Origin of the sequence: Azonexus sp. IMCC34839, from assembly GCF_047047955.1 — a bacterium.
Taxonomy (GTDB): Bacteria; Pseudomonadota; Gammaproteobacteria; order Burkholderiales; family Rhodocyclaceae; genus Azonexus.
Window position 1 is genome coordinate 2,202,703 of sequence record NZ_CP150631.1, and the last position, 21,886, is coordinate 2,224,588.

At 56.8% G+C, this 21,886-nt stretch carries 18 protein-coding genes; 4 read left to right on the forward strand and 14 right to left on the reverse strand.

Annotated features, from left to right (window positions below; genetic code table 11):
* Nucleotides 1-50: 50 nt before the first annotated feature.
* The 9 genes from WIF35_RS10725 to WIF35_RS10765 all read right to left on the reverse strand — a co-directional run bounded on the left by WIF35_RS10725 (nucleotide 51) and on the right by WIF35_RS10765 (nucleotide 13,006).
* Nucleotides 51-1,520 carry a glutamate synthase subunit beta gene (locus WIF35_RS10725; RefSeq protein WP_412478210.1) on the reverse strand — a complete coding sequence of 490 codons (1,470 nt, stop codon included), beginning with the start codon at nucleotides 1,518-1,520 and terminating at the stop codon, nucleotides 51-53.
* Entirely contained in the window at nucleotides 1,520-6,160 is a 4,641-nt protein-coding gene (locus tag WIF35_RS10730; RefSeq protein WP_412478211.1) for a glutamate synthase-related protein, read from the reverse strand. Before WIF35_RS10730 ends, WIF35_RS10725 begins: the two co-directional genes overlap by 1 nt.
* Nucleotides 6,161-6,323: 163 nt before the next feature.
* Nucleotides 6,324-7,421, reverse strand: a complete 1,098-nt coding sequence (aroB, locus tag WIF35_RS10735) for a 3-dehydroquinate synthase (protein ID WP_412481239.1) — start codon at nucleotides 7,419-7,421, stop codon at nucleotides 6,324-6,326.
* Nucleotides 7,421-7,939 carry a shikimate kinase gene (locus tag WIF35_RS10740; RefSeq protein WP_412478212.1) on the reverse strand — a complete coding sequence of 173 codons (519 nt, stop codon included), beginning with the start codon at nucleotides 7,937-7,939 and terminating at the stop codon, nucleotides 7,421-7,423. The genes aroB and WIF35_RS10740 overlap by 1 nt, the downstream gene beginning before the upstream one ends.
* 85 nt (nucleotides 7,940-8,024) lie before the next feature.
* Nucleotides 8,025-10,169, reverse strand: coding sequence for a type IV pilus secretin PilQ (pilQ, locus tag WIF35_RS10745; RefSeq protein ID WP_412478213.1), 2,145 nt, complete (start codon nucleotides 10,167-10,169; stop codon nucleotides 8,025-8,027).
* Nucleotides 10,166-10,708 carry a pilus assembly protein PilP gene (locus WIF35_RS10750; RefSeq protein ID WP_412478214.1) on the reverse strand — a complete coding sequence of 181 codons (543 nt, stop codon included), beginning with the start codon at nucleotides 10,706-10,708 and terminating at the stop codon, nucleotides 10,166-10,168. The genes pilQ and WIF35_RS10750 overlap by 4 nt, the downstream gene beginning before the upstream one ends.
* Nucleotides 10,705-11,361 (reverse strand): type 4a pilus biogenesis protein PilO, encoded by a 657-nt coding sequence (locus tag WIF35_RS10755; protein WP_412478215.1) that lies wholly within the window; start codon nucleotides 11,359-11,361, stop codon nucleotides 10,705-10,707. Before WIF35_RS10755 ends, WIF35_RS10750 begins: the two co-directional genes overlap by 4 nt.
* On the reverse strand, nucleotides 11,358-11,924 hold the full coding sequence (locus WIF35_RS10760; protein WP_412478216.1) for a PilN domain-containing protein: 567 nt from the start codon (nucleotides 11,922-11,924) through the stop codon (nucleotides 11,358-11,360). The genes WIF35_RS10755 and WIF35_RS10760 overlap by 4 nt, the downstream gene beginning before the upstream one ends.
* Nucleotides 11,921-13,006 (reverse strand): pilus assembly protein PilM, encoded by a 1,086-nt coding sequence (locus WIF35_RS10765; protein WP_412478217.1) that lies wholly within the window; start codon nucleotides 13,004-13,006, stop codon nucleotides 11,921-11,923. Before WIF35_RS10765 ends, WIF35_RS10760 begins: the two co-directional genes overlap by 4 nt.
* A gap of 209 nt (nucleotides 13,007-13,215) precedes the next feature.
* On the opposite strand from WIF35_RS10765, the gene WIF35_RS10770 reads away from it, so the two are divergent.
* Nucleotides 13,216-15,471: a penicillin-binding protein 1A gene (locus WIF35_RS10770; protein WP_412478218.1), complete on the forward strand. Its 2,256-nt coding sequence runs from the start codon at nucleotides 13,216-13,218 to the stop codon at nucleotides 15,469-15,471.
* Here WIF35_RS10770 and cyaY read toward each other — a convergent pair whose 3' ends face one another.
* Nucleotides 15,472-15,801: an iron donor protein CyaY gene (gene cyaY, locus WIF35_RS10775; protein WP_412478219.1), complete on the reverse strand. Its 330-nt coding sequence runs from the start codon at nucleotides 15,799-15,801 to the stop codon at nucleotides 15,472-15,474.
* A 40-nt stretch (nucleotides 15,802-15,841) separates the two neighbouring features.
* On the opposite strand from cyaY, the gene lptM reads away from it, so the two are divergent.
* Genes lptM through WIF35_RS10790 form a run of 3 tightly spaced genes read left to right on the forward strand, consistent with a single transcriptional unit; the run spans nucleotide 15,842 to nucleotide 17,663 of the window.
* Entirely contained in the window at nucleotides 15,842-16,033 is a 192-nt protein-coding gene (lptM, locus tag WIF35_RS10780; protein ID WP_412478220.1) for an LPS translocon maturation chaperone LptM, read from the forward strand.
* The gene (gene lysA, locus WIF35_RS10785) at nucleotides 16,030-17,292 is read left to right on the forward strand and encodes a diaminopimelate decarboxylase (protein WP_412478221.1); all 1,263 of its coding nucleotides are present in this window, start codon (nucleotides 16,030-16,032) and stop codon (nucleotides 17,290-17,292) included. The genes lptM and lysA overlap by 4 nt, the downstream gene beginning before the upstream one ends.
* Before the next feature lie 5 nt (nucleotides 17,293-17,297).
* The gene (locus tag WIF35_RS10790; protein WP_412481240.1) at nucleotides 17,298-17,663 is read left to right on the forward strand and encodes an RNA-binding S4 domain-containing protein; all 366 of its coding nucleotides are present in this window, start codon (nucleotides 17,298-17,300) and stop codon (nucleotides 17,661-17,663) included.
* Between the two features lie 51 nt (nucleotides 17,664-17,714).
* Here WIF35_RS10790 and WIF35_RS10795 read toward each other — a convergent pair whose 3' ends face one another.
* The 4 genes from WIF35_RS10795 to WIF35_RS10810 form a co-directional block, all read right to left on the reverse strand.
* A complete protein-coding gene (locus WIF35_RS10795; protein ID WP_412478222.1) occupies nucleotides 17,715-18,602 on the reverse strand; it encodes an AEC family transporter in 888 nt (295 codons plus the stop codon).
* An 82-nt stretch (nucleotides 18,603-18,684) separates the two neighbouring features.
* Nucleotides 18,685-20,025, reverse strand: coding sequence for an ATP-dependent protease ATPase subunit HslU (gene hslU, locus WIF35_RS10800; RefSeq protein WP_412478223.1), 1,341 nt, complete (start codon nucleotides 20,023-20,025; stop codon nucleotides 18,685-18,687).
* Nucleotides 20,022-20,558 carry an ATP-dependent protease subunit HslV gene (gene hslV, locus WIF35_RS10805; RefSeq protein ID WP_412478224.1) on the reverse strand — a complete coding sequence of 179 codons (537 nt, stop codon included), beginning with the start codon at nucleotides 20,556-20,558 and terminating at the stop codon, nucleotides 20,022-20,024. Before hslV ends, hslU begins: the two co-directional genes overlap by 4 nt.
* Before the next feature lie 13 nt (nucleotides 20,559-20,571).
* On the reverse strand, nucleotides 20,572-21,852 hold the full coding sequence (locus WIF35_RS10810; RefSeq protein ID WP_412478225.1) for an STAS domain-containing protein: 1,281 nt from the start codon (nucleotides 21,850-21,852) through the stop codon (nucleotides 20,572-20,574).
* Nucleotides 21,853-21,886: the final 34 nt, after the last annotated feature.

Below are 21,886 nucleotides of genomic sequence, written 5' to 3' on the forward strand. Positions count from 1 at the left end.
AAAACCCCGTGGGCTATGCAGCCGACGGGGTTTTATTAGACGCTAGGTGTTCAGCGCGGCAGTTCGGTCGAACCCATCAGGAAGGCGTCGACTTCGCGAGCTGCCTGACGACCTTCGCGGATCGCCCAAACGACCAGCGATTGGCCACGACGCACGTCACCGGCGGCATAGACGCCCTCAACGTTGGTCTTGTAGCAGCCTTCACCGTCGGTCGTTGCCTTGGCATTGTTGCGCGCATCCTTCTCGACGCCGAAGGCTTCGAGCAGGCTACCCACCGGGTTCACGAAGCCCATGGCCAGGAAAGCGGCATCGCACGGCAGTTCGAATTCGGAACCGGCGACTTCGGTCATCTTGCCGCCTGCCCATTCGACGCGCACAGCCTTGAGGGCCTTGACGTTGCCCTTGCCGTCCTCGATGAACTCCTTGGTCGCCACGGCGAATTCACGCACGGTGGAACCTTCCTTGTGCGAGGAAGAAGTACGCATCTTGAGCGGCCAGTACGGCCAGGTCAGCGGCTTGTCTTCCTGCTCCGGCGGGGCCGGCATCAGTTCAAACTGGGTCACCGAAGCGGCGCCATGACGGTAGCTGGTACCGACGCAGTCGGAGCCGGTATCGCCGCCACCGATGACGATGACGTGCTTGCCCTTGACGTTGATCGGGTTCTTGACGCCCTGCTGGACTTCCTTGTTCTGCGGAATCAGGAATTCCAGCGCAGCGTACACGCCCTTGAACTGACGACCCGGCACCGGCAGATCGCGCGGCACTTCGGAACCGGCGGCGAGGATCACCGCGTCGAAATCCTTCTTCAGCTGCTCGGCGGAAACGGTCTCGGTGGCATCGTTGTTGATGCCAGCCGGGATGTTCTTGTCGCCGACGATGACCTTGGTCTTGAAGACCACGCCTTCGGCTTCCATCTGCGCCACACGACGGTCGATCACCGACTTGTTCAGCTTGAAGTCGGGGATGCCGAAGCCGAGCAGACCGCCGATACGGCTGGACTTCTCGAACACGGTCACGTCATGGCCGACGCGTGCCAGTTGCTGGGCAGCAGCCATACCGGCCGGACCGGAACCGACGATGGCAACCTTCTTGCCCGTCTTGACGGCAGCCGGCTGCGGCACAACCCAACCCATTTCCCAGCCCTTGTCGATGATGAAATGCTCGATCGACTTGATGCCCACCGGCGCAGCATTGATGCCGAGGGTGCAGGCGGCTTCACAGGGAGCCGGACAGATGCGGCCGGTGAAATCCGGGAAGTTGTTGGTGGAGTGCAGCACATCCAGCGCCTGCTTCCAGTTGCCCTTGTAAACCAGATCGTTCCAGTCCGGAATGATGTTGTTCACCGGGCAGCCGTTGTTACAGAACGGAATGCCGCAGTCCATGCAGCGTGCGCCCTGGGTCTTGGCATCGTCGTCGTTCAGGGTGTGAACGAACTCCTTGTAATGCTTCAGGCGCTGTTCGACCGGCTCGTAGCCCTCTTCGAGGCGCTCGAACTCCATGAATCCAGTCGGCTTGCCCATTATGCGGCCTCCTTCTGTGCAGCAGCGGCCAGCTCGGTGAGCGCCCGCTTGTACTCATGCGGATAAACTTTGACGAACTTCTCGCGATAGGTTTCCCAATCGGCGAGAACCTTCTTGGCGATCTTGCTGCCGGTGTATTCGGCGTGACGGGTCACCAGCTCCTTGAGCTGGGTCTCGTCGGCCGTACCGCGGTGCATCGGCTCGTCGGTGGATTGGCGATTGGCCGGCAGAACCTTTTCCAGTGCCACTTGGGCAAGGTTGCAACGGTTCTTGAAGCTGCCGTCTTCGTCCAGCACGTAGGCGATACCGCCCGACATACCGGCGGCGAAGTTGCGGCCGGTCATGCCCAGCACCACGACCGTACCACCGGTCATGTATTCGCAACCGTGGTCGCCCACTCCTTCGACGACGGCCGTGCCGCCCGAGTTACGAACGCAGAAGCGCTCGCCACCAACGCCAGCGAAGAACGATTCACCATCGGTCGCACCGTACATGACGGTGTTGCCGCAAATGATGTTCTGCTGCGTGTCGCCGCGGAAATCAGCACTCGGCTTGATGATGATGCGACCGCCCGACAACCCCTTGCCGACGTAGTCGTTACCTTCGCCGGTCAGTTCAAGCGTCACACCCTTGGCCAGGAAAGCACCGAAGGCCTGGCCGGCGGTGCCGGTCAGCTTGACGTGGATGGTGTCGTCCGGCAGGCCGGCGTTACCGTAGCGACGGGCGACCTCGCCCGACAGCATGGTGCCGCAGGTGCGGTTGACGTTGATGATCTTGGTGTCGATCTGAACCTTCTGGCCCTTTTCCAGCGCCGGCTTGGCCTGCTCGATCAGCTTGTGGTCGAGTGCCTTGTCGAGACCGTGATCCTGGCCTTCGGTGTGCAGACGCGGCACTTCGGCCGGAACGTTCGGCTGATAGAAGATCTTGGAGAAATCCAGACCCTTGGCCTTCCAGTGTTCGATGCCGGCGCGCATGTCGAGCAGATCGGTGCGGCCGATCAGGTCGTCGAACTTGCGGATACCCAGCTGGGCCATCAGTTCGCGCGCTTCTTCGGCAACGAAGAAGAAGTAGTTTACGACGTGTTCCGGCTGGCCGGAGAAGCGCTTGCGCAGTTCCGGATCCTGGGTGGCGACGCCGACCGGGCAGGTGTTCAGATGGCACTTGCGCATCATGATGCAGCCTTCGACAACCAGCGGTGCGGTAGCGAAACCGAATTCATCGGCACCGAGCAGCGCGCCGATGACGACGTCGCGACCGGTCTTCATCTGACCGTCGACCTGGACACGGATACGAGAACGCAGGCGGTTCAGCACCAGGGTCTGCTGGGTTTCGGACAGGCCGAGTTCCCACGGCGTACCGGCGTGCTTGATCGACGACACCGGCGAAGCACCGGTACCGCCATCGAAGCCGGCGATCACGACGTGATCGGCCTTGGCCTTGGCAACACCGGCGGCAACCGTACCGACGCCGACTTCCGAGACCAGCTTGACCGAGATCGAAGCGGACGGATTGACGTTCTTCAGATCGTGGATCAGCTGGGCCAAGTCCTCGATGGAGTAAATGTCGTGGTGCGGCGGCGGCGAGATCAGGGTCACGCCAGGCACGGAGTGACGCAGCTTGCCAATGTATTCTGACACCTTCGTGCCCGGCAACTGACCGCCTTCACCCGGCTTCGCGCCTTGGGCCATCTTGATCTGAATCTGGTCGGAGTTGACCAGATACTCTGCGGTCACGCCGAAGCGGCCGGAAGCGACCTGCTTGATGGCGGAACGCAGCGAATCGCCATCCTTGAATTCGTAGTCGCGCTCGATGCGGGACGCACCGATCACCTCGGAGAGCTTCTGGCCTGCCTTGAGCGGCTGGAAGCGCTTGGCGTCTTCACCGCCTTCACCGGTATTCGACTTGCCGCCGATACGGTTCATGGCGATGGCCAGCGTGGTGTGCGCTTCGGTCGAGATCGAGCCGAGAGACATCGCACCGGTGGCAAAACGCTTGACGATTTCCTTGGCCGGCTCTACTTCTTCCAGCGGAATCGGTTGAGCGCCGAACTTGAATTCGAAGAGGCCGCGCAGGGTCAGGTGACGCTTGGTCTGATCGTTGATCAGCTTGGCGTATTCCTTGTAGGTTTCGTACTTGCCGGAACGGGTCGAGTGCTGCAGCTTGGCGATGGAGTCCGGGGTCCACATGTGCTCTTCGCCACGGATGCGGAAAGCGTATTCGCCACCGGCATCCAGCATGGAGGTCAGCACGGGGTCGGCCGAGAAGGCTTCCTTGTGCAGGCGAATCGACTCTTCGGCCACTTCGAACACGCCGATACCTTCGACGTTGGACGGCGTGCCGGTGAAGTACTTCTCGACGAAGTCCTTCTTCAGGCCAATCGCTTCGAAAATCTGCGCGCCGGTGTAGGACATGTAGGTCGAAATGCCCATCTTGGACATGACCTTGCACAAACCCTTGCCGATCGCCTTGATGAAGTTCTTGGTGAACTTCTCGGCCTTCTCGGCATCGCCCTTGGCCAGGCTCTCGATGGTTTCGAGGGCGAGGTAGGGATGCACGGCTTCCGCGCCAAAACCGCCGAGCAGCGCAAAGTGATGGACTTCGCGGGCCGAACCGGTTTCGACCACCAGACCGGTCGAAGTGCGCAAGCCCTTCTTGACCAGATGCTGGTGAATGGTCGAGGTCGCCAGCAGCGCCGGAATGGCGACGTGCTCGGCATCGACCTTGCGGTCGGAAACGATCAGGATGTTGGCGCCGGAGCGAACCGCATCTTCGGCGTCCGCAGCCAGCGAAGCCAGACGGGCTTCAATGCCTTCCTTGCCCCACTTCACCGGATAGCAGATATCCAGCTCGAAGGAGCGGAACTTGCCGGAAGTGTATTGCTCGATGTTGCGCAGCTTCTCGATGTCCGAGAAAGACAGCACCGGCTGGGACACTTCAAGACGGATCGGCGGATTGATGTCGTTGGTGTTCAGCAGGTTCGGTTTCGGACCGATGAACGACACCAGCGACATGACCAGTTCTTCGCGGATCGGGTCGATCGGCGGATTGGTCACCTGCGCGAACAACTGCTTGAAGTAGGTGTAGAGCGTCTTGTTCTTCTTCGACAGCACCGGCAAAGCGGAATCGGTACCCATCGAACCGGTGGCTTCCTCGCCGCTCTGGACCATCGGCTCCAGGATGACCTTGATGTCTTCCTGGGTGTAGCCGAAGGCCTGTTGGCGATCGAGCATGGAGGTTGCCGCTTCGGCAGCCGGTTGAACGCCGTTGCAAGGCACTTCGTCGAGCTTAATGCGGATCTTCTCGATCCACTCGCGATACGGCTTGGCGTTCGCCAGCGAATCCTTCAATTCCTTGTCATCGATGATGCGCCCCTGTTCCATATCGATCAGGAACATCTTGCCCGGCTGCAGGCGCCACTTCTTGACGATCTTCTTTTCCGGAATCGGCAACACGCCCGACTCGGAGGCCATGACAACCATGTCGTCGTCGGTCACCAGATAACGGGCCGGACGCAGACCGTTACGGTCCAGCGTCGCACCGATCTGACGGCCATCGGTAAAGGCCACGGCGGCAGGACCGTCCCACGGCTCCATCATCGCAGCATGGTATTCGTAGAAAGCGCGACGGTTCTCGTCCATCAATGTGTGCTTTTCCCAGGCTTCCGGGATCATCAGCATCACAGCCTGCGCCAGCGAGTAGCCGCCGCCCATGACCAGCAGTTCGAGCGCATTGTCGAAGGCGGCAGAGTCGGATTGACCCGGATAGTGTAGCGGCCAGACCTTGTCCAGATCCTTGCCGAGGATGGGAGAAGAGATTGCCTGTTCGCGCGCCTTGAACCAGTTCACGTTGCCACGCACGGTGTTGATTTCACCGTTGTGGGCGATATAGCGGAACGGGTGGGCCAGATCCCAGGTCGGGAAGGTATTGGTCGAGAAACGCTGGTGCACCAGGGCAAGTGCGGACACCGTGCGCTTGTCTTGGAGATCCAGATAGTAAACACCAACCTGATCGGCCAGCAGCAAGCCCTTGTAGTTGACGGTGCGCGCCGAGAAGGACGGCACATAGAATTCCTGGCCGTGCTTCAGCTTCAGCGACTTGATGGCATTGGCGGCGCGACGACGAATGATATATAGCTTGCGTTCCAGCGCATCGGTCACGAACACATCGGGTCCGCGACCGACGAAGACCTGACGGATCACCGGCTCTTTAGCGCGAACAGTCGGCGACATCGGCATTTCGCGGTTGACCGGGACATCGCGCCAACCCAGCAACACTTGGCCTTCAGCCTTGATTGAGCGTTCGATTTCTTCGACGCAAGCGTGGCGGGAGGCACCTTCCTGCGGCAGGAAGACCATACCAACGCCGTACTCGCCAGCCGGCGGCAAATCCACACCCTGCTTGGCCATTTCCTCGCGGTAGAACTGGTCTGGGATCTGAATCAGGATACCGGCACCGTCACCCTGCAATGGATCCGCACCGACCGCACCACGGTGGTCGATATTTTTGAGGATCAACAAACCTTGCTCGACGATACTGTGGCTCTTCTGGCCCTTCACATGGGCAACAAAGCCCACACCGCAAGCGTCGTGCTCGTTGGCTGGGTCGTACAAACCCTGCCGTTCAGGTACTGCCGGTTCCATCACACGCATTCCTTCAAAGTACTTGGCCCCTGCAACATGGCCAATGATGAAAAAAGCCGAACGTCATATTTGACGCGTCGGCCTGTACGAAAATTAGAGGCAACCGTTGAATATACTGGAAAACCCCTATCGATTCAAGATGCTGCGATGCACCAAGCGGGGGTCAAATACTCCCCGTTTCGGTGCAACGAGCCTCGATCGCGAGGACAATTTGCTCCTCTGTCGCCACGTCCGTCAGCACTGCTTCGCCGATCTTGCGCAGCAGCACAAGGCGCAATTTTCCACCCTCAACCTTCTTGTCATGCCTCATCAATTCGAGATATCGGGCAGCTCCCATTTTGGGCGCGTGTATCGGTAGACCTGCGCGTCGGAATAGGGCTTCCACACGCTGTATATCGTCACCAGAGAGCCAACCCAAAATTCTCGACAGTTCGGTAGCAATAAGCGTTCCTGCCGCCACCGCTTCGCCATGTAGCCAAACACCATAGCCGAGTCCGGTTTCAATGGCATGACCAAAGGTATGCCCAAGGTTGAGCAAGGCACGCTCGCCCTTTTCCCGCTCATCCGCAGCAACCACTTCAGCCTTGTTCTCACAAGAGCGTTTCACGGCATACGCCAGAGCCTCACGATCCCGCTCCAGCAAACGTTCCATATTGGCCTCTAGCCAGTCAAAAAACGACAGATCGCGAATCAGACCGTATTTAATAACCTCCGCCACACCTGCTTTCAATTCACGATCCGGCAAGGTATCCAGGGTCGCAATATCGGCGAGCACCAACTTCGGCTGATAGAACGCACCAATCATGTTTTTTCCCAGCGGATGATTGATTGCAGTCTTACCACCAACCGACGAATCAACTTGGGCAAGCAATGTGGTGGGTACTTGAATGAAAGGCATACCGCGCTGATAGCAAGCCGCGGCGAATCCGCCCATATCGCCAATTACTCCGCCCCCGAGAGCAATCAGCGTCGTACTCCGCTCACATTGATTGGAGAGCAAAGCATCAAAGATCAGATTCAGGGTCTCAAAGGTTTTATATGCCTCACCATCAGGCAGGACAACCTCAATGACCTCAACACCCAGCGCCATCAACCCTCGGACAACGTCGGACATATACAACGGCGCGATAGTCGTATTCGACACGAGTACCACTTTTTTATGCCTGACGTAAGGCAGAATACGCTCAATTTGCGCCAAAATTCCCACACCGATGTCTATCGGATAAGAGCGGTCTCCCAAAGAGACATACAACTCGTGCATTAGTCCTTGCTGCATTTCTGGTCGAATTCTTTCAAGATTACTTGAAGCACACCGGAAGCCACCAAATGCCCGGTCTCCAGCACCAAATCTGCCGCGTCCCTGTACAAAGGGTCACGCTGCTCGTACAAACTCTTCAATTCTTCTAAGGGGTTGTCTACTTGAAGCAATGGGCGTCCTTTGTCGTGGCGCGTTCTCTCGAAAAGCAACCGTGGCGGGACATTGAGATAGACAACCCAACCGGTTGCCTTAAGCCTCTCTCGATTTTCTGAAGACAGCACAACCCCACCGCCGGTAGCCATAACTATTCCGCTTTGAGCAGTCAGCTCATGAATTGTGGCTATCTCCCTACGACGAAAGCCAGCCTCCCCCTCAATTTCAAATATCGTTGGGATAGGCACCCCGGTTCGTTCCACGATTTCGTGATCGGAGTCGAAAAATGGCCGGGATAAGCGTTTGGCCAGTTGACGACCAACGGTTGTCTTCCCGGCCCCCATTAGGCCAACCAAATAGATGTTCATCTGCTCACTCACCGCTGTAAGTATAACTTAACGGAGCCTGGCAAAAAAAAGGCCGGCTATGCCGGCCTCATTTAGTGTATTGATTTCAATCGAATCGCATTTTATCGGAAATGATTCTCGGGGTAATAAACACTAACAACTCGCGCCGCTCACCAGTATCGTTCTTATATTTGAAAAGCGCTCCCAATACCGGGATATCCCCCAAAAGCGGAACCTTCTCTACTGAATTCTGCGAATCGGTGACAAAGACCCCGCCAATCACTACGGTCCCCCCGTTTTCTACAACCACGTTTGTTTCTACAACGGAACTTTTAATGGGAGGATTACCCAATACCGCCTTGGTCCAGTCAGCCTCTTCCTTTTTAACCACCAACGCCATCCTCACGGTACCCTCAGGAGTGATTTGGGGTGTAGCTTCCAGCGATAATTTTGCAGGCTTAAAACTCACAGTCTGAGTAGTAGTACCGCCCGAGCTTTGCGTCGTCACGTAAGGTATCTCGGTACCATCTTCGATTTTAGCTTTTACGTTATTTGCAGTTATAACTCGAGGGCTGGATATTATTTTCCCAATGCCATCGGACTCCAATGCAGCCAACTCAAGATTTAGAATCCGAGTCAACGATGAATTAAACAACGAAACAGCTAATCGCCCGCCCTCCGATGTATAAGACGGAAGATTCACGCCTGCGGTATTACTAGCGGATTGTCCGCCAGAAGAATAAACACCGCCGCCAAGATTCATGCCACCCAAGCCTATCCCAACAGATTTCGAATTAAGAAAATTCAATTTCACGCCTAAGCTACGATTGAAACTATCTTTCGCCTCGACAACTCTAGCCTCGATCAAGACCTGACGCGCACCAATATCTATTGCTCGAATGAACGAGCGTATTTCCTCAAGCTTTGCGGGTATATCATTTACGAATAGGAGATTGGACTGTGGATCCGCGACAGCACTTCCTCTCTTGCTTAGAATTCTCTGCGCTGCCATGTTAGCAGTTGCACCGGGCGGGACAGCAGCAGATGCTGCGCCTTGACCACTGGAAATTGGCAGGCCCATCAATAAACGTGAAACATCCTGGGCTTTCTGGTAGTTCAGTTGAAACTGCTCGAGTTTTAATGGCTCCAGTTCGCTAATTTGTTGCTTGGACTCAAAATCCAATTTTTCTCTGGTAGCTATTTCATCTCTTGGTGCGATAAGAATAATATTGCCCTTCTTTCGCATATCCAAGCCCTTTTGCTGGAAAATTATGTCTATAACCTGATCCGCTGGAACATCCTTCAAAACCAGAGTCGTCGTTCCAGTTACAGTTTCGCTAATTACCGCATTAAGCCCCAATTCCTCAGCCATCAATCGGAGGAGTGCTCTTACGTCACCATTCTGATAGTTGATACTTACCTTAGGACCTTGATAGCCAACCTTACTACCCTGCACCAGCTTATTCGGATCCTCTACTACTCGTTTTACCTCTACAACAAACTGATTCTCACTTTGATATGCGTTATGCTCCCAAAGACCCTTTGGCGCGATTACCATACGCCCAGAATCACCAATGAGTTTTGTTTCTACAGTTGAAACGGGAGTAGCAAAGTCGTTTACGTCAAGCTTGCGACGCAGATGTTCTGGAATTTCAGTTTTCTGAAAATCTACAACTAGATTACCTCCTTGCTGGCGAATATCTATGGCCGAGCCGGCATCACTCAACTCCACAATTACTCGGCCTTCACCATCTTTCCCGCGTCGGAACATCACATCTCTAATTGCATGCTTCCTACCAACCAAGCTTTCTTCAGCAAATCTTGTCGCACCGGCTTGAGTAGATTTTTCTGAAAGCTGTGCGATTGGCGTTAACGTGACATACAGTACTCGCCCTTCCAAACGGGTGTCGTAGTTCATTTTCTTACTCAGGTTCACTACAAGCCTCGTTCGATCGGAAACCTGTACGATATTGAAACTACGCAAATCACCTTCGTTAAGAACCTGGGTATTTTTTCCTACTCCATTGGATACTCCGGGAAAATCGAACGCGATTTTTGGGGGATTAGCCACGCTAAAGCTAGCAGGAACAGACAGCAATTCGTTCTTAAGGTCTATTTTTATTGCGATATCATTCCCTTGGCGGGCAACATTTATCGCCTCAATAGAATTTCCAATTTCACTAGGCGCGGCGAAAGCTGCAGCGGCAAATAACCAACCACACAAGACACTAAACCTATTAATTAAACTCATTTCTTGCCACCCTCCTTGCTCTGCAGATACAGCGAACTATTTCGTTCAGACCAATCACCCGCAGAATCCTCAATCAACTCGCGTAACTGCACTTCGGTCTCTGTAATCTTAGTAACAATACCAAAATCTAACCCAAGGTATTCGCCTACCCGGACTTGTTTGACTTTATCGGCCACCTGTATCACAGCCATCGGCGAGCGGTTCACGTTCAGGTAACCAATCATCTTCAAAGACTCAAGGGGATATTTCTCCAAGAAGCTATTTCTCAACTCCCTAGCTTCAAAATCTGGCCTAAACCCACCGCCCGCTCCATTCTTTTTATATTTTGAATCTGGCTCAATCTTTGATGACCTGAAAGGATCTTGCATCCCTTCAACTTCATACGGCACCGCCTCATACGGTTTGACCTCAGGTAACTTAGGAATTCCTCCTCTTAGGTCTTTCGTATTATCAGCCATCCAGTTCTTTAAATCCTGATGCTCATCAGCAGAACATCCAGCCAATAAAATAACTATGCCGAGCAAAAGGTACCTAATCATTTTTTGGCCCCTTGCGAAGTCTTTTTCTGCTTTGCCACCTCGGTTTCGTCCAAATATCGAAATGTCTTAGTTGTCGCATCTAAAACCAAGCCACCTTCTTTTCCGGGGGTCACAGAAATATTATTCAATGTAACAATGCGAGGTAATTTTGCTATATCTGCCGCGAAGGCACCGAAGTCATGATACGACCCATTAATCTTTATGGAAATTGGCAGTTCCGCATAAAAATCCTTTACTTGCTCTTGAGCTGGCTTGAATAATTCAAATTGCAACCCCCTCCCCAAGCCAGCTTGATTAACTTCAATCAGCAACGCCTCAATTTCGGACTTATTAGGCAACTGCTTCAAAAGTGCACCAAACGACCGATCGATTTCTGCAAGCTGCTGGATATATAGATCCAAATTTACCGCTTGCCGCTTTTTTTCGAGATATTGTTGCTTTAACGAATCCTCTTCCCGTTGCTTAGCATCAAGCACAGAAAGCTGGTCACTCCAAAAAAACCACCAGCTTGCAGCCAGAATAATAAAAAATAATCCTATGAGCACTGCCACCCTCGGCATGAGCGGCCAAGCACCCGGGTCATTTGGATTCAGATACTTGAAATCGTTCGCAATCTTTTGAAAGTCAATCTGACGAATGCTTGGCTTTGTCATTTTTTCCCCCCATCTTCATTCTGAACTCTAGTCAGGAAAAAATCCAAAGTAAATTCATTCACTCGCCGTCCATTCACGAGCGCAGCCTTACTCTCAATTAATTGCGGCCGCTCCAGCCACGAAGAGTCGTCTATATTACGCATCAGCGACGATATCCGCGCATTTGATTGGGCATAACCAGTTACATTGACCTTTAAGCCATCTTGTTTGAGGGATTTCAAATACACCCCATCTGGCACCTGTTTAACCAACTCACTCAACAAATAAACGGTTTCACCACGATCACGCTGAAGATTTTCGATCACCTGCTTCCGCGCAAGCAAGGCTTGTGTCTGCTCTTTTAATCGCTTTATTTGATCAAGTTGCTTATCAAGAATTGCCAACTCTTTTTTTAAAAAATCATTTTTATTTTCTTGGCTAGCGATTGCACCATCAATCATCGAATAAACAAGAAACGCGACAGCGCAAGCCAGCACAGTCACCAACCCGGCCAGAAGATAAAACTGCTCTCTTTTAGTTTTCTTTGCCTCTTCTCTATGGGGCAGGAGATTAATACGAATCATGATGGGTCAAACCTCCGCATCGCTAGCCCACAGGCCACCATTAGCGAGGACGAATCGGCCAAAAGGCTTTTTGCACGCACACGATCCGACAGGACCATATTTGCAAACGGATTAGCCACAAGGGTATTCACTTGGGTGCGAGTAGCCACAACTTCGTCGACACCTGGAATCACCGCACATCCACCAGCGAGAATGATGTGATCCACTTGGTTATATTGTGTTGATGTGAAGAAGAATTGCAGAGCCCGCGAAACTTCAAGAGCCAAGTTCTCCATGAACGGATTCAAGAGTTCGACCTCATACCCTTCCGGCAGATTGCCAGCTCGTTTTGCGGCCTCCGCCTCTTCGAAACTCATTCCGTAGTGCCGTGCAATATCCTGTGTCAGTTGGCTACCACCGAATGCCTGTTCGCGAACATAGACCTGCTGGCCATTGCGCATCACTGTCAGATTCATGACATTGGCGCCGGCATCGATCAACGCGACCGTCTGGTCTTTGCCAGATTCCGGAAGCTGACGCTCGATCAGCTCAAATGCAGACAGCGCAGCGAAGGACTCGACATCAATAACGACAGCTTTCAGTCCCGCCGCATCGGCCACAGCGACACGATCTTCGACTCGCTCTTTCTTGGAGGCAGCAATCAAGACTTCGAGTTCATCCGGCACAGCAGGGGCTGGACCGATCACTTGATAGTCGAGGTTAACTTCGTCAATCGCAAACGGAATGTACTGGTTCGCCTCAGATTCAACCTGAGCTTCCAGTTCATCATCCCGCAGACCTGCAGGCACGATAATCTTTTTGGTGATCACCGCGGATGCCGGCAGGGCCATGGCGACGTTGCGAGTCGAAGTGCCCATACGCTTCCAGGCTTTCTTCACGCAATCGACGACGCCATCGAGATTGGCAATATTTCCATCGGAAACCGCATCCTTGGGCAACACCTCAATGGTGTAGCGCTCAACGCGATAGCCGTCCTTCCCATTAGCGGTCAGTTCTACCATCTTGACAGCGGAAGAACTGATGTCCAACCCAAAGAGGGAACGCGCCTTGGGATTTAACAACGCTGAGATATCGAAGCCCACCAGACCCCCAAAAAGTCCTTACGGAATGCGAAGTTACAAAAAAATTCAATAATTCACTTCAGATGCTAGCAACAACCATTAGGCATGTAAAGCACTTTCACGGCGCCATTGGGCGCCAGCGTATAATCCGCGCAACTCATTATTTCGGGTAAGCCGTCGTGCCCAAACTCCCCTTAGCCCTGCGCCTTTTCCTAATCCCATTCGCTTTATTGCTGGGTCTAGTCGCGATTGGGATCGCCATCGCGGCGATTGTTCTCGTACTGGCCTACCCCAACTTGCCCTCCCTTGAAGTTCTGACCGACTATCGCCCGAAGATTCCGCTGCGCATCTACACCGCCGACGGGTTCCTTATTGGCGAGTTCGGCGAAGAGCGGCGAGCCGTCGTCGGCTTCAACGAAGTCCCCGACGTCATGAAGCACGCAATTCTCTCCGCCGAAGACGATCGCTTCTACCAGCACGGCGGTATCGACTACGCCGGCATCGTGCGTGCTGCGGCGACCAACTTCATTGGCGGCGGCAAGCGTCAGGGTGCTTCGACCATCACCCAGCAGGTAGCGCGCAACTTCTTCCTGACTGGCGAAAAGACCTACACCCGCAAGCTCTATGAGGCATTGCTCTCTTTCAAGATCGAAAGCAACCTGACGAAAGACCAGATTTTCGAGCTGTATATCAATCAGATATTCCTCGGCCAACGGGCCTATGGCTTTGCGGCAGCAGCGCAGATTTATTTCGGCAAGCCGCTGAAGGATATTTCCATTGCCGAAGCTGCAATGCTGGCTGGCTTGCCGAAGGCTCCGTCGGCTTACAACCCGATTGTCAATCCGAAACGCGCCAAGATCCGCCAGCAGTATGTCTTGCGCCGCATGCACGAGCTTCGTTACATCAATGACGCGCAATACGAGGCCGCATTGAAGGAACCGCTGGTGGTAAAACGCGAGTTGTCGGATTACCCGGTGCACGCCGAGTTTGTCGCCGAAATGGCTCGCCAGATTGCTGCCGAGCGTTTTCCGGAGGACGTTTACTCGCGTGGCATGAAGGTCTATACGACGCTGATCAAGGCGGAACAGGAAGCCGCCTATCTCAGCCTGCGCAAAGGGGTGATGGATTATGACCGGCGCCATGGTTATCGCGGGGCCGAGTCCTTCGTCGACTTGAAAGACGTGAAGTCGGACCAGGACGAAGCAATCGACGAAATCCTTCAGGAGATTTCCGATGCCGGCGATCTGCTTCCCGGCTTGGTTCTGGCGGCCGATCCAAAGCAATTGAAGGTCTACCGCAAAGGCGGAGAACTGCTGACCCTCACCGGTGACGCCATCAAGTTCGCCGCCAAGATGTTGGACGACAAGGCACCGCCCAACAAGCGCCTGCGCCGTGGCGCCATCGTCCGCCTGCAGAAGGATGACAAAGGGACTTGGCAGATCAGTCAGCTCCCAGAGGTCGAGTCGGCTTTTGTTGCCGTCAGCCCACAGGATGGCTCAATTCGCGCCTTGGTCGGCGGCTTCGACTTCAATCGCAACAAGTTCAACCACGCGACCCAGGCTTGGCGCCAACCGGGCTCGAGCTTCAAGCCCTTCATTTACTCGGCTTCGCTGGAAAAGGGCTACAGCCCGAACAGTGTGATCGCAGATGAGCCGATCATCATTCCAGCCAGCCAAACCGGTTCGCAGGCTTGGGAGCCACATAACTACGACGGCAAGTACGAAGGTCCGATGAAAATGCGGACTGCCCTGGCCAAATCGAAGAACATGGTATCGATCCGCATCCTGCAGTCGATCGGCACCCAATACGCACAAGACTACGCCTCGCGTTTCGGCTTCGATGCCGAAAAGCACCCGCCCTACCTGACCATGGCGCTGGGCGCCGGTTCGGTCACGCCCTGGCAGATGGTTACCGCCTACTCCGTGTTCGCCAACGGCGGCTATCGTATCAATCCGTATGTCGTACGCGAAATCCGCGACGAGAAGAATCAGGTTCTGGCCAAGGCAGCCGAAGTGCAGGCCGGGGACGAATCGATCCGCGCCATTGATCCACGCAACGCCTTCATGATGGACGCCATGCTGCGTGACGTCACCGTTTACGGGACTGCCGCCAAGGCCTCCGTCGCATTGAAACGCCAGGATCTGGCTGGCAAGACTGGCACCACCAACGAGTACGTCGATGCGTGGTTCTGCGGCTATCAGATGACTGTTGTCGGCTGTGCTTGGGTTGGCTTCGATCAGCCGAAGAAATTGGGCAACAGCGAAACTGGCGGCGTCGCCGCCTTGCCGATCTGGATCGGATACATGTCACGCGCGCTCAAGGACGTGCCGGTACAAACTCCAAGTGCGCCGGAAGGCCTGATCGCTGTCGGCGAAGGTCGCGAACGCAGCTATATCTACGCGGAAAACGCCAAGGAAAAGTCGGAGGAGGAAACCGACTCGACCCCGCTACCCAAGCCTGACCTGAGCAGTCCGCCGAGCGACTGATCAGCGCAAATCAACGGGCTCGCCGGCCTGCTGGCTGGCGAGCACCGAGAGCTTTTCCAGCAATTCGGTATTGTCGCGGGTATCGCGCCAAGCGCCACCATCCCAGCGAAAATGAAAGCCGCCGGCACGCGCCGCGACCCAGATTTCCTTGGCCACGCCGTGGCGATTGACGATGATCTTGCTGCCGTCGTCAAACTCGATTTCCAGCACGCCGCCCGCACCCAATTCGAAGTCGATATCGGCCTCAGCAGACTCAGCTGCGGCCTCCAGCGCTGCCTCGATACGCGCCAGCATGGCGTCGGCTTCCCGGTTGAAATCCTTGTCATCCATGGTGTGCTACCATCCCGCTCTTTCCCGACAGCGCCCAGACATGTCCAGAATCGCCGCCGTCATGATCATCCTGAGCCTTGCCGCCTGCGGCATGAAAGGCCCGCTTGTCCTGCCACCGGGCCCGGCCAAGGAACCGCTGCTCGGCAACCCGAAACCCAACGTTCCCGCCAAGAAACAACCCGCGCAAACCGGCGCGGATGTTAGCACGGACACCCCGACCCAGAAGCCATGAGTTCCTTTAGCCTGAAGAACGGCGTGCTGCACGCCGAAAACGTCGCCCTGACTACCATCGCCGAACATTTCGGCACGCCCGCCTACGTCTATTCCCGCGCTGCGCTGACTGCCTCGCTGAAGGAATTCCAGGACGTGCTCGGCGCGCATCCGGCGGGCAGCGGCGCGCTGGTCTGCTACGCCGTCAAGGCCAACTCGAACCTGGCCGTGCTCAACGTCTTTGCTCGCATGGGCGCCGGTTTCGACATCGTTTCCGGCGGCGAGTTGCAGCGTGTGCTGGCGGCTGGCGCCGATCCGAAAAAGGTTGTGTTCTCCGGCGTCGGCAAGACGGCGGCTGAAATGAAGCTGGCGCTCGACGAGGGCATCTTCTGCTTCAACATCGAGTCCGCCCCCGAACTGGAACGCCTGAACGAAGTCGCCGGCCAATGCGGCAAAAAGGCATCGATCAGCTTCCGGGTGAATCCGAATGTCGATCCGAAGACCCACCCGTACATCTCGACCGGACTCAAGGAAGCCAAGTTCGGCGTTGCCTACGAGCAAGCGCTCGACCTCTACCGCCGCGCCGCCAAGCTGCCCAACATCGCGGTCGCCGGCATCGACTGCCACATCGGCTCGCAGCTACTCGACCCTTCGCCCTTCGTCGAGGCGCTCGAGCGCATCCTCGCCCTGATCGACCAGCTGGCGTCCGAAGGGATCAAGCTGCATCACATCGACCTCGGTGGCGGCCTCGGCATCAAGTACAAGGCCGAACAAGTCCAACCGACCGTTGCCTCCTACCTCAACCCGCTGCTCGACAAACTGCAGGGGCGCGGCTTGCAGGTGGTACTGGAACCGGGTCGTCGCCTGGTCGGCAATGCCGGCCTGCTGCTGACCCAGGTCGAATTCCTGAAGGAAGGCGAGGGCAAGAACTTCGCCATCATCGACGCTGCCATGAACGACCTGATGCGTCCGGCGCTCTACGAAGCCTGGCACGACATCGAACCGGTCGTGCCGCGTGCCGGTGCAACGCGCGACTACGATGTGGTCGGCCCGGTTTGCGAAACCGGCGACTTTCTCGGCCAGGCCCGCCCGCTCAACGTGCAGCCGGGCGACCTGCTGGCAGTGATGTCGGCTGGCGCCTACGGAATGGCCATGGCCTCCAACTACAACACCCGCCCACGCGCCGTCGAAGTGATGGTCGATGGCGATCAGGTCTTCGTCATTCGCCAGCGCGAAACCGTCGAACAACTCTACGCCGGCGAGACGATCCTTCCGCAGTGAGCGGTATTCGCATCGACAAGTGGCTATGGGCCGCGCGTTTCTTCAAAACGCGCAGCTTGGCCACGGATGCGGTTAGCGGCGGCAAGATCAAACTGAACGGCGCTGCGACCAAGCCGGCGCGTGACGTGAAGGCGGGTGACCGGCTGGAAATTTTCAACGGCGAGACGCGTTGGGAAGTTGTCATTCAGGCACTCTCCGAGAAACGTGGCCCGGCTACCGAGGCGCGCCAGCTTTACGAAGAAACGGCCGAGAGCATCGCGGCCCGCGAAGCCGAGCAGATGCGGCGCAAATTCACGCAGGAGCCGGCCGGCGCCATCCACGGCCGCCCGACCAAGCGCGACCGTCGCCGCCTCGACCGTTTTGGCGAATAAACGCACACTCGCAGCCCACTGCTGCGGTGCACGGCCCAAAACGGGCAAAAATCAGAGAACCAGCGCCAGGGCCAGCGGCAGGAAAAACAACGCCGCCAGGTTGCCAATCAGCACGATGGACGCGACCCGCTGCGGTTCCTGCTTGTAGCGCTCGGCAAACAGGAAGTTGAGCACCGCCGGCGGCAGCGCACCGAACACCAGCAACATCGCCGCATCGCGCCCCTGCAAGCCAAGCAACTGGATCACGCCATAGGCGATGGCCATGCCAGCCAGCGGCCGCAGCACCGCTGCACCGACTGGCACTTTCCAGTCACGGAAGGAGACATCGGTCATGCGCACACCGAGCGAGAAGAGCAGCAGCGGCACCGAGACGTCACCCAGCATCTTGATGGCGATGACCAACGGTTGCCAGATCGGCAGCTTGAAGATCGCGACCAGCAAACCGGCAATCGCCGCCGCTACGACCGGCACGCGCCACAGGGTGAGCAGGCGGGCATGTGGGTCGAGCAGGCGGGCGCCGAAGGAGAAATGTAGCGTGTTCTCGACCATGAACAGGATCACCGCCGCCGACAGTGCGTTTTCGCCCCAGGCCAGCACCGCCAACGGCAGGCCGATATTGCCGGAGTTGTTGAACAGCATCGGCGGCACCAGCGTTTTCGGCTGGATGCCGAGCAGGCGGGAAAGCGGCCAGGCCAGCAGACCACAGGTGGCGAGCACGATGAAGCCACCCAGCGCCAAGGGCGCATAGGCCGCCAGATCGAAGGACTTGCCGGCCATCGCGGCAAACACCAACGCCGGGACAAAGACATCCATGTTCAGCCGGTTGGCCACCGCCATTTCCGGCTTGTGCTTGCGGCCATAGAAATAGCCGGCAGCGACGATACCGAAGATCGGGAACAGGATCGCCAACAGGCGGAAGGTCAGGCTTTGCTCGTCCAAGGGCAGCGCTCGATTGGCAAAAACGGAAGAGGGATTGTCCGGGCAGGCACACTGCCCGCCCAGTAGGGAATGCCCCTAGCGCTTACAACACGTAGCGTGACAGATCCTCGTCGGCCGCCACTTCGCCGAGTTTCTGGTTGACGTAGGCAGCATTGACGACAACCTTGTCCAGCCCGATTTTGCCAGCCTCGAAGGAAACCTCCTCAAGCAGCTTTTCCATCACGGTATGCAGACGACGGGCACCAATGTTCTCGGTCTTCTCGTTCACCTGGAAGGCGATCTCGGCCATGCGGCGGATACCATCATCGGTGAAATCGAGGTGCACGCCTTCCGTCGCCAGCAGCGCCTGGTATTGCTTGGTCAGGCAGGCATCGGTCTGGGTCAGGATGCATTCGAAATCCGCCACCGACAACGAATCCAGCTCAACGCGGATGGGGAAGCGGCCCTGCAACTCGGGAATCAGGTCGGACGGCTTCGACAGGTGAAAAGCCCCGGAGGCAATGAACAGGATGTGGTCGGTCTTGATCATGCCGTACTTGGTCGATACCGTCGTGCCCTCGACCAGCGGCAACAGGTCGCGCTGAACGCCCTGGCGCGACACGTCGGCGCCCTGCATTTCGGAACGGCTGGCGATCTTGTCCAGTTCATCGAGGAAAACGATGCCGTTCTGTTCGACGGCCTTCACCGCCTCCAGCTTGACGTCTTCGTCATTGACCAGCTTGGCGGCCTCCTCATCGGTCAGCTGCTTGAGCGCCTCGGGAATCTTCATCTTGCGCGACTTCTTCTTGCCACCGCCCATGTTCTGGAAGATGCCCTGAATCTGCTGGGTCAGCTCCTCCATGCCCGGCGGCGCAAAGATTTCCGCCTGCATGGCCGGCATGGCGACTTCGATGTCGATTTCCTTGTCGTCCAGCTCGCCTTCGCGCAGCTTCTTGCGGAATTTCTGCCGCGTCGCACTCTCTGCTGCGGTGGACTCGCTGTTTTCGGCAAAAAAGCCGGGACTGCGGGCCGGCGGCAGCAACACGTCGAGAATGCGCTCCTCGGCTGCGTCTTCGGCGCGGGCGCGCATGGACTTCATCGCCCGTTCGCGGTGCGACTTGATGGCCATCTCGACCAGATCGCGGATGATGGTCTCGACATCGCGCCCGACGTAGCCCACCTCTGTGAACTTTGTCGCCTCGATCTTGATGAATGGTGCATTGGCCAGCCGAGCCAGACGGCGCGCGATTTCGGTCTTGCCGACGCCGGTCGGCCCGATCATCAGGATGTTCTTCGGCGTGATTTCCTGGCGCAACGGCTCGGCCACCTGGGCACGCCGCCAACGGTTGCGCAGCGCGATGGCCACGGCCTTCTTGGCGTTCTGCTGGCCGACGATGTGCTTGTCGAGCTCGGAAACGATCTCTTTCGGCGTCATCTGGGTCATTCCAGCGTCTCCAGCGTGAAGTTGCGGTTGGTGTAGATGCACAGGTCACCGGCGATCTCCAGCGACTTGGTGACGATCTCCAGCGGCGGCAGCTCAGTATTTTCCAGCAAGGCGCGCGCCGCGCTCTGGGCGTAGGCGCCGCCGGAGCCGATGGCGACAATCCCATGTTCCGGTTCCAGCACATCGCCGTTGCCGGTGATCACCAGCGACGATTCACGATCCGCCACCGACAGCATGGCTTCCAGCCGGCGCAAAGCACGATCCGAACGCCAGTCCTTGGCCAGTTCGACCGCCGAACGCACCAGATTGCCCTGATGCTTCTCCAGTTTGGCCTCGAAGCGCTCGAACAAGGTGAATGCATCCGCCGTACCGCCGGCAAAGCCGGCCAGGATACGACCCTGGTACAAGCGGCGAACCTTCTTCGCGGTCGCCTTGATGACGATATTGCCCAGCGTCACCTGTCCGTCACCGCCCATGGCAACGGCGTTGCCCCGGCGCACCGACAGGATCGTCGTGCCGTGATATTGCTCCATGTGAATTCCTGACTTAAGACTTGGGAACGATGATGCGCGCCTGCTTGTTGAGACCGACGACGGCCATCAACTCGGCGACGAGGTGGTTCGGGCTGCGGATGATGACATCCTTGCCCTGCGCCTTGACCGGCGCGATGCGATTGACCAGCTGGCCGGCCGAGAAGAAATCGACCCGATTGACCTTGGAGAAATCGAGGATGGGGTGCTCGTGCATCTCCAGAACAGCCGCCAGATCGTCGAAGCGCTGATTCTTCAGATCGCCGCACAGGAAGTGCGCATCGTCCACATCGGGAACCGGTAGCGGCACCTTAGGCACGGCATTGGCCGGCGGCGTTTCCCAGGAAGGCGGTGAGAGTTCGAAGGTCACCGCGTAATCGACGGCGCGCTCCTCGAAGGCATCCTGCGTGCCATGGCGCTGCAGCAATTCGAGCAGCAGGCGCCATGACGGCTCGTGCGCTGCATCGCCGGCCACCAAGCGTTCGTTCGTGCGGGCCAGGAAGGCATCGACGTTCTGCATGGAGAGCGGCAGCTTCTTGCGCCGGGCGTGATGCAAGGTATCGGCCAACATGCCGGCCAGATCATCGTCGATCCCGGCCAGCTTGCCGCAATCGACCACCACGGTGGCACCTTGCTCCAAAACACGCTTGATTTCTTCGACCGGCTTGGCGTTGTCGCTGGTCAACACGCCCTGCAAGGCGAGCACACGCGGCCCCCCGGCCTTCGGCTTTTCCACGGGCGCCTGCTCGCGCCAAGTCGGTGGCGAGGTCTCACAGGCTTGGGCGTATTCGACACCATAGCTTTCGAAACCGGCACGGTCGCCGGTCACTTGCAACAGATCGAGCAGTAGTAGCCAGAACCGCTTGGCCTCTGCGCCACTGTATGACTGGACAAAACCCTCCAGCAACGTCCGCGCTACCGCATCCTGGCCGTTGGCGAAGAGCACGACCACCTGCTCGACGTCGGACTGTACCGGGTCAAGACCATGCTCGACGTCAATCGCCATGACGCTCGACTCAGCGAAATCCTTGTCGAAATCGTCGTGGGTGAAATCGAGATCGTTGTCGGCACTGATCGGCTGCTGCTGGGCAGGCGCTTTCTCTTGGAGCGCTGCCGAGGGCGAAGAGACATCGCTGGCCGTGAATTCAAGATCGGGCAAAGGCTGGGAAACGACCCCGACCTCATCGCCACCAGACTGCGAGGGCTTGGCCTCGGGTGCAGGAGCGGGTGCACGGGGACGTGCAGCCGGCCGCTCCGGCATCTTTTCAGTCTGTTTCTTGAAAAACGAGAAAACCATGAGAACTCCAAATTCAGAGTTCCGTTTTTAGCAC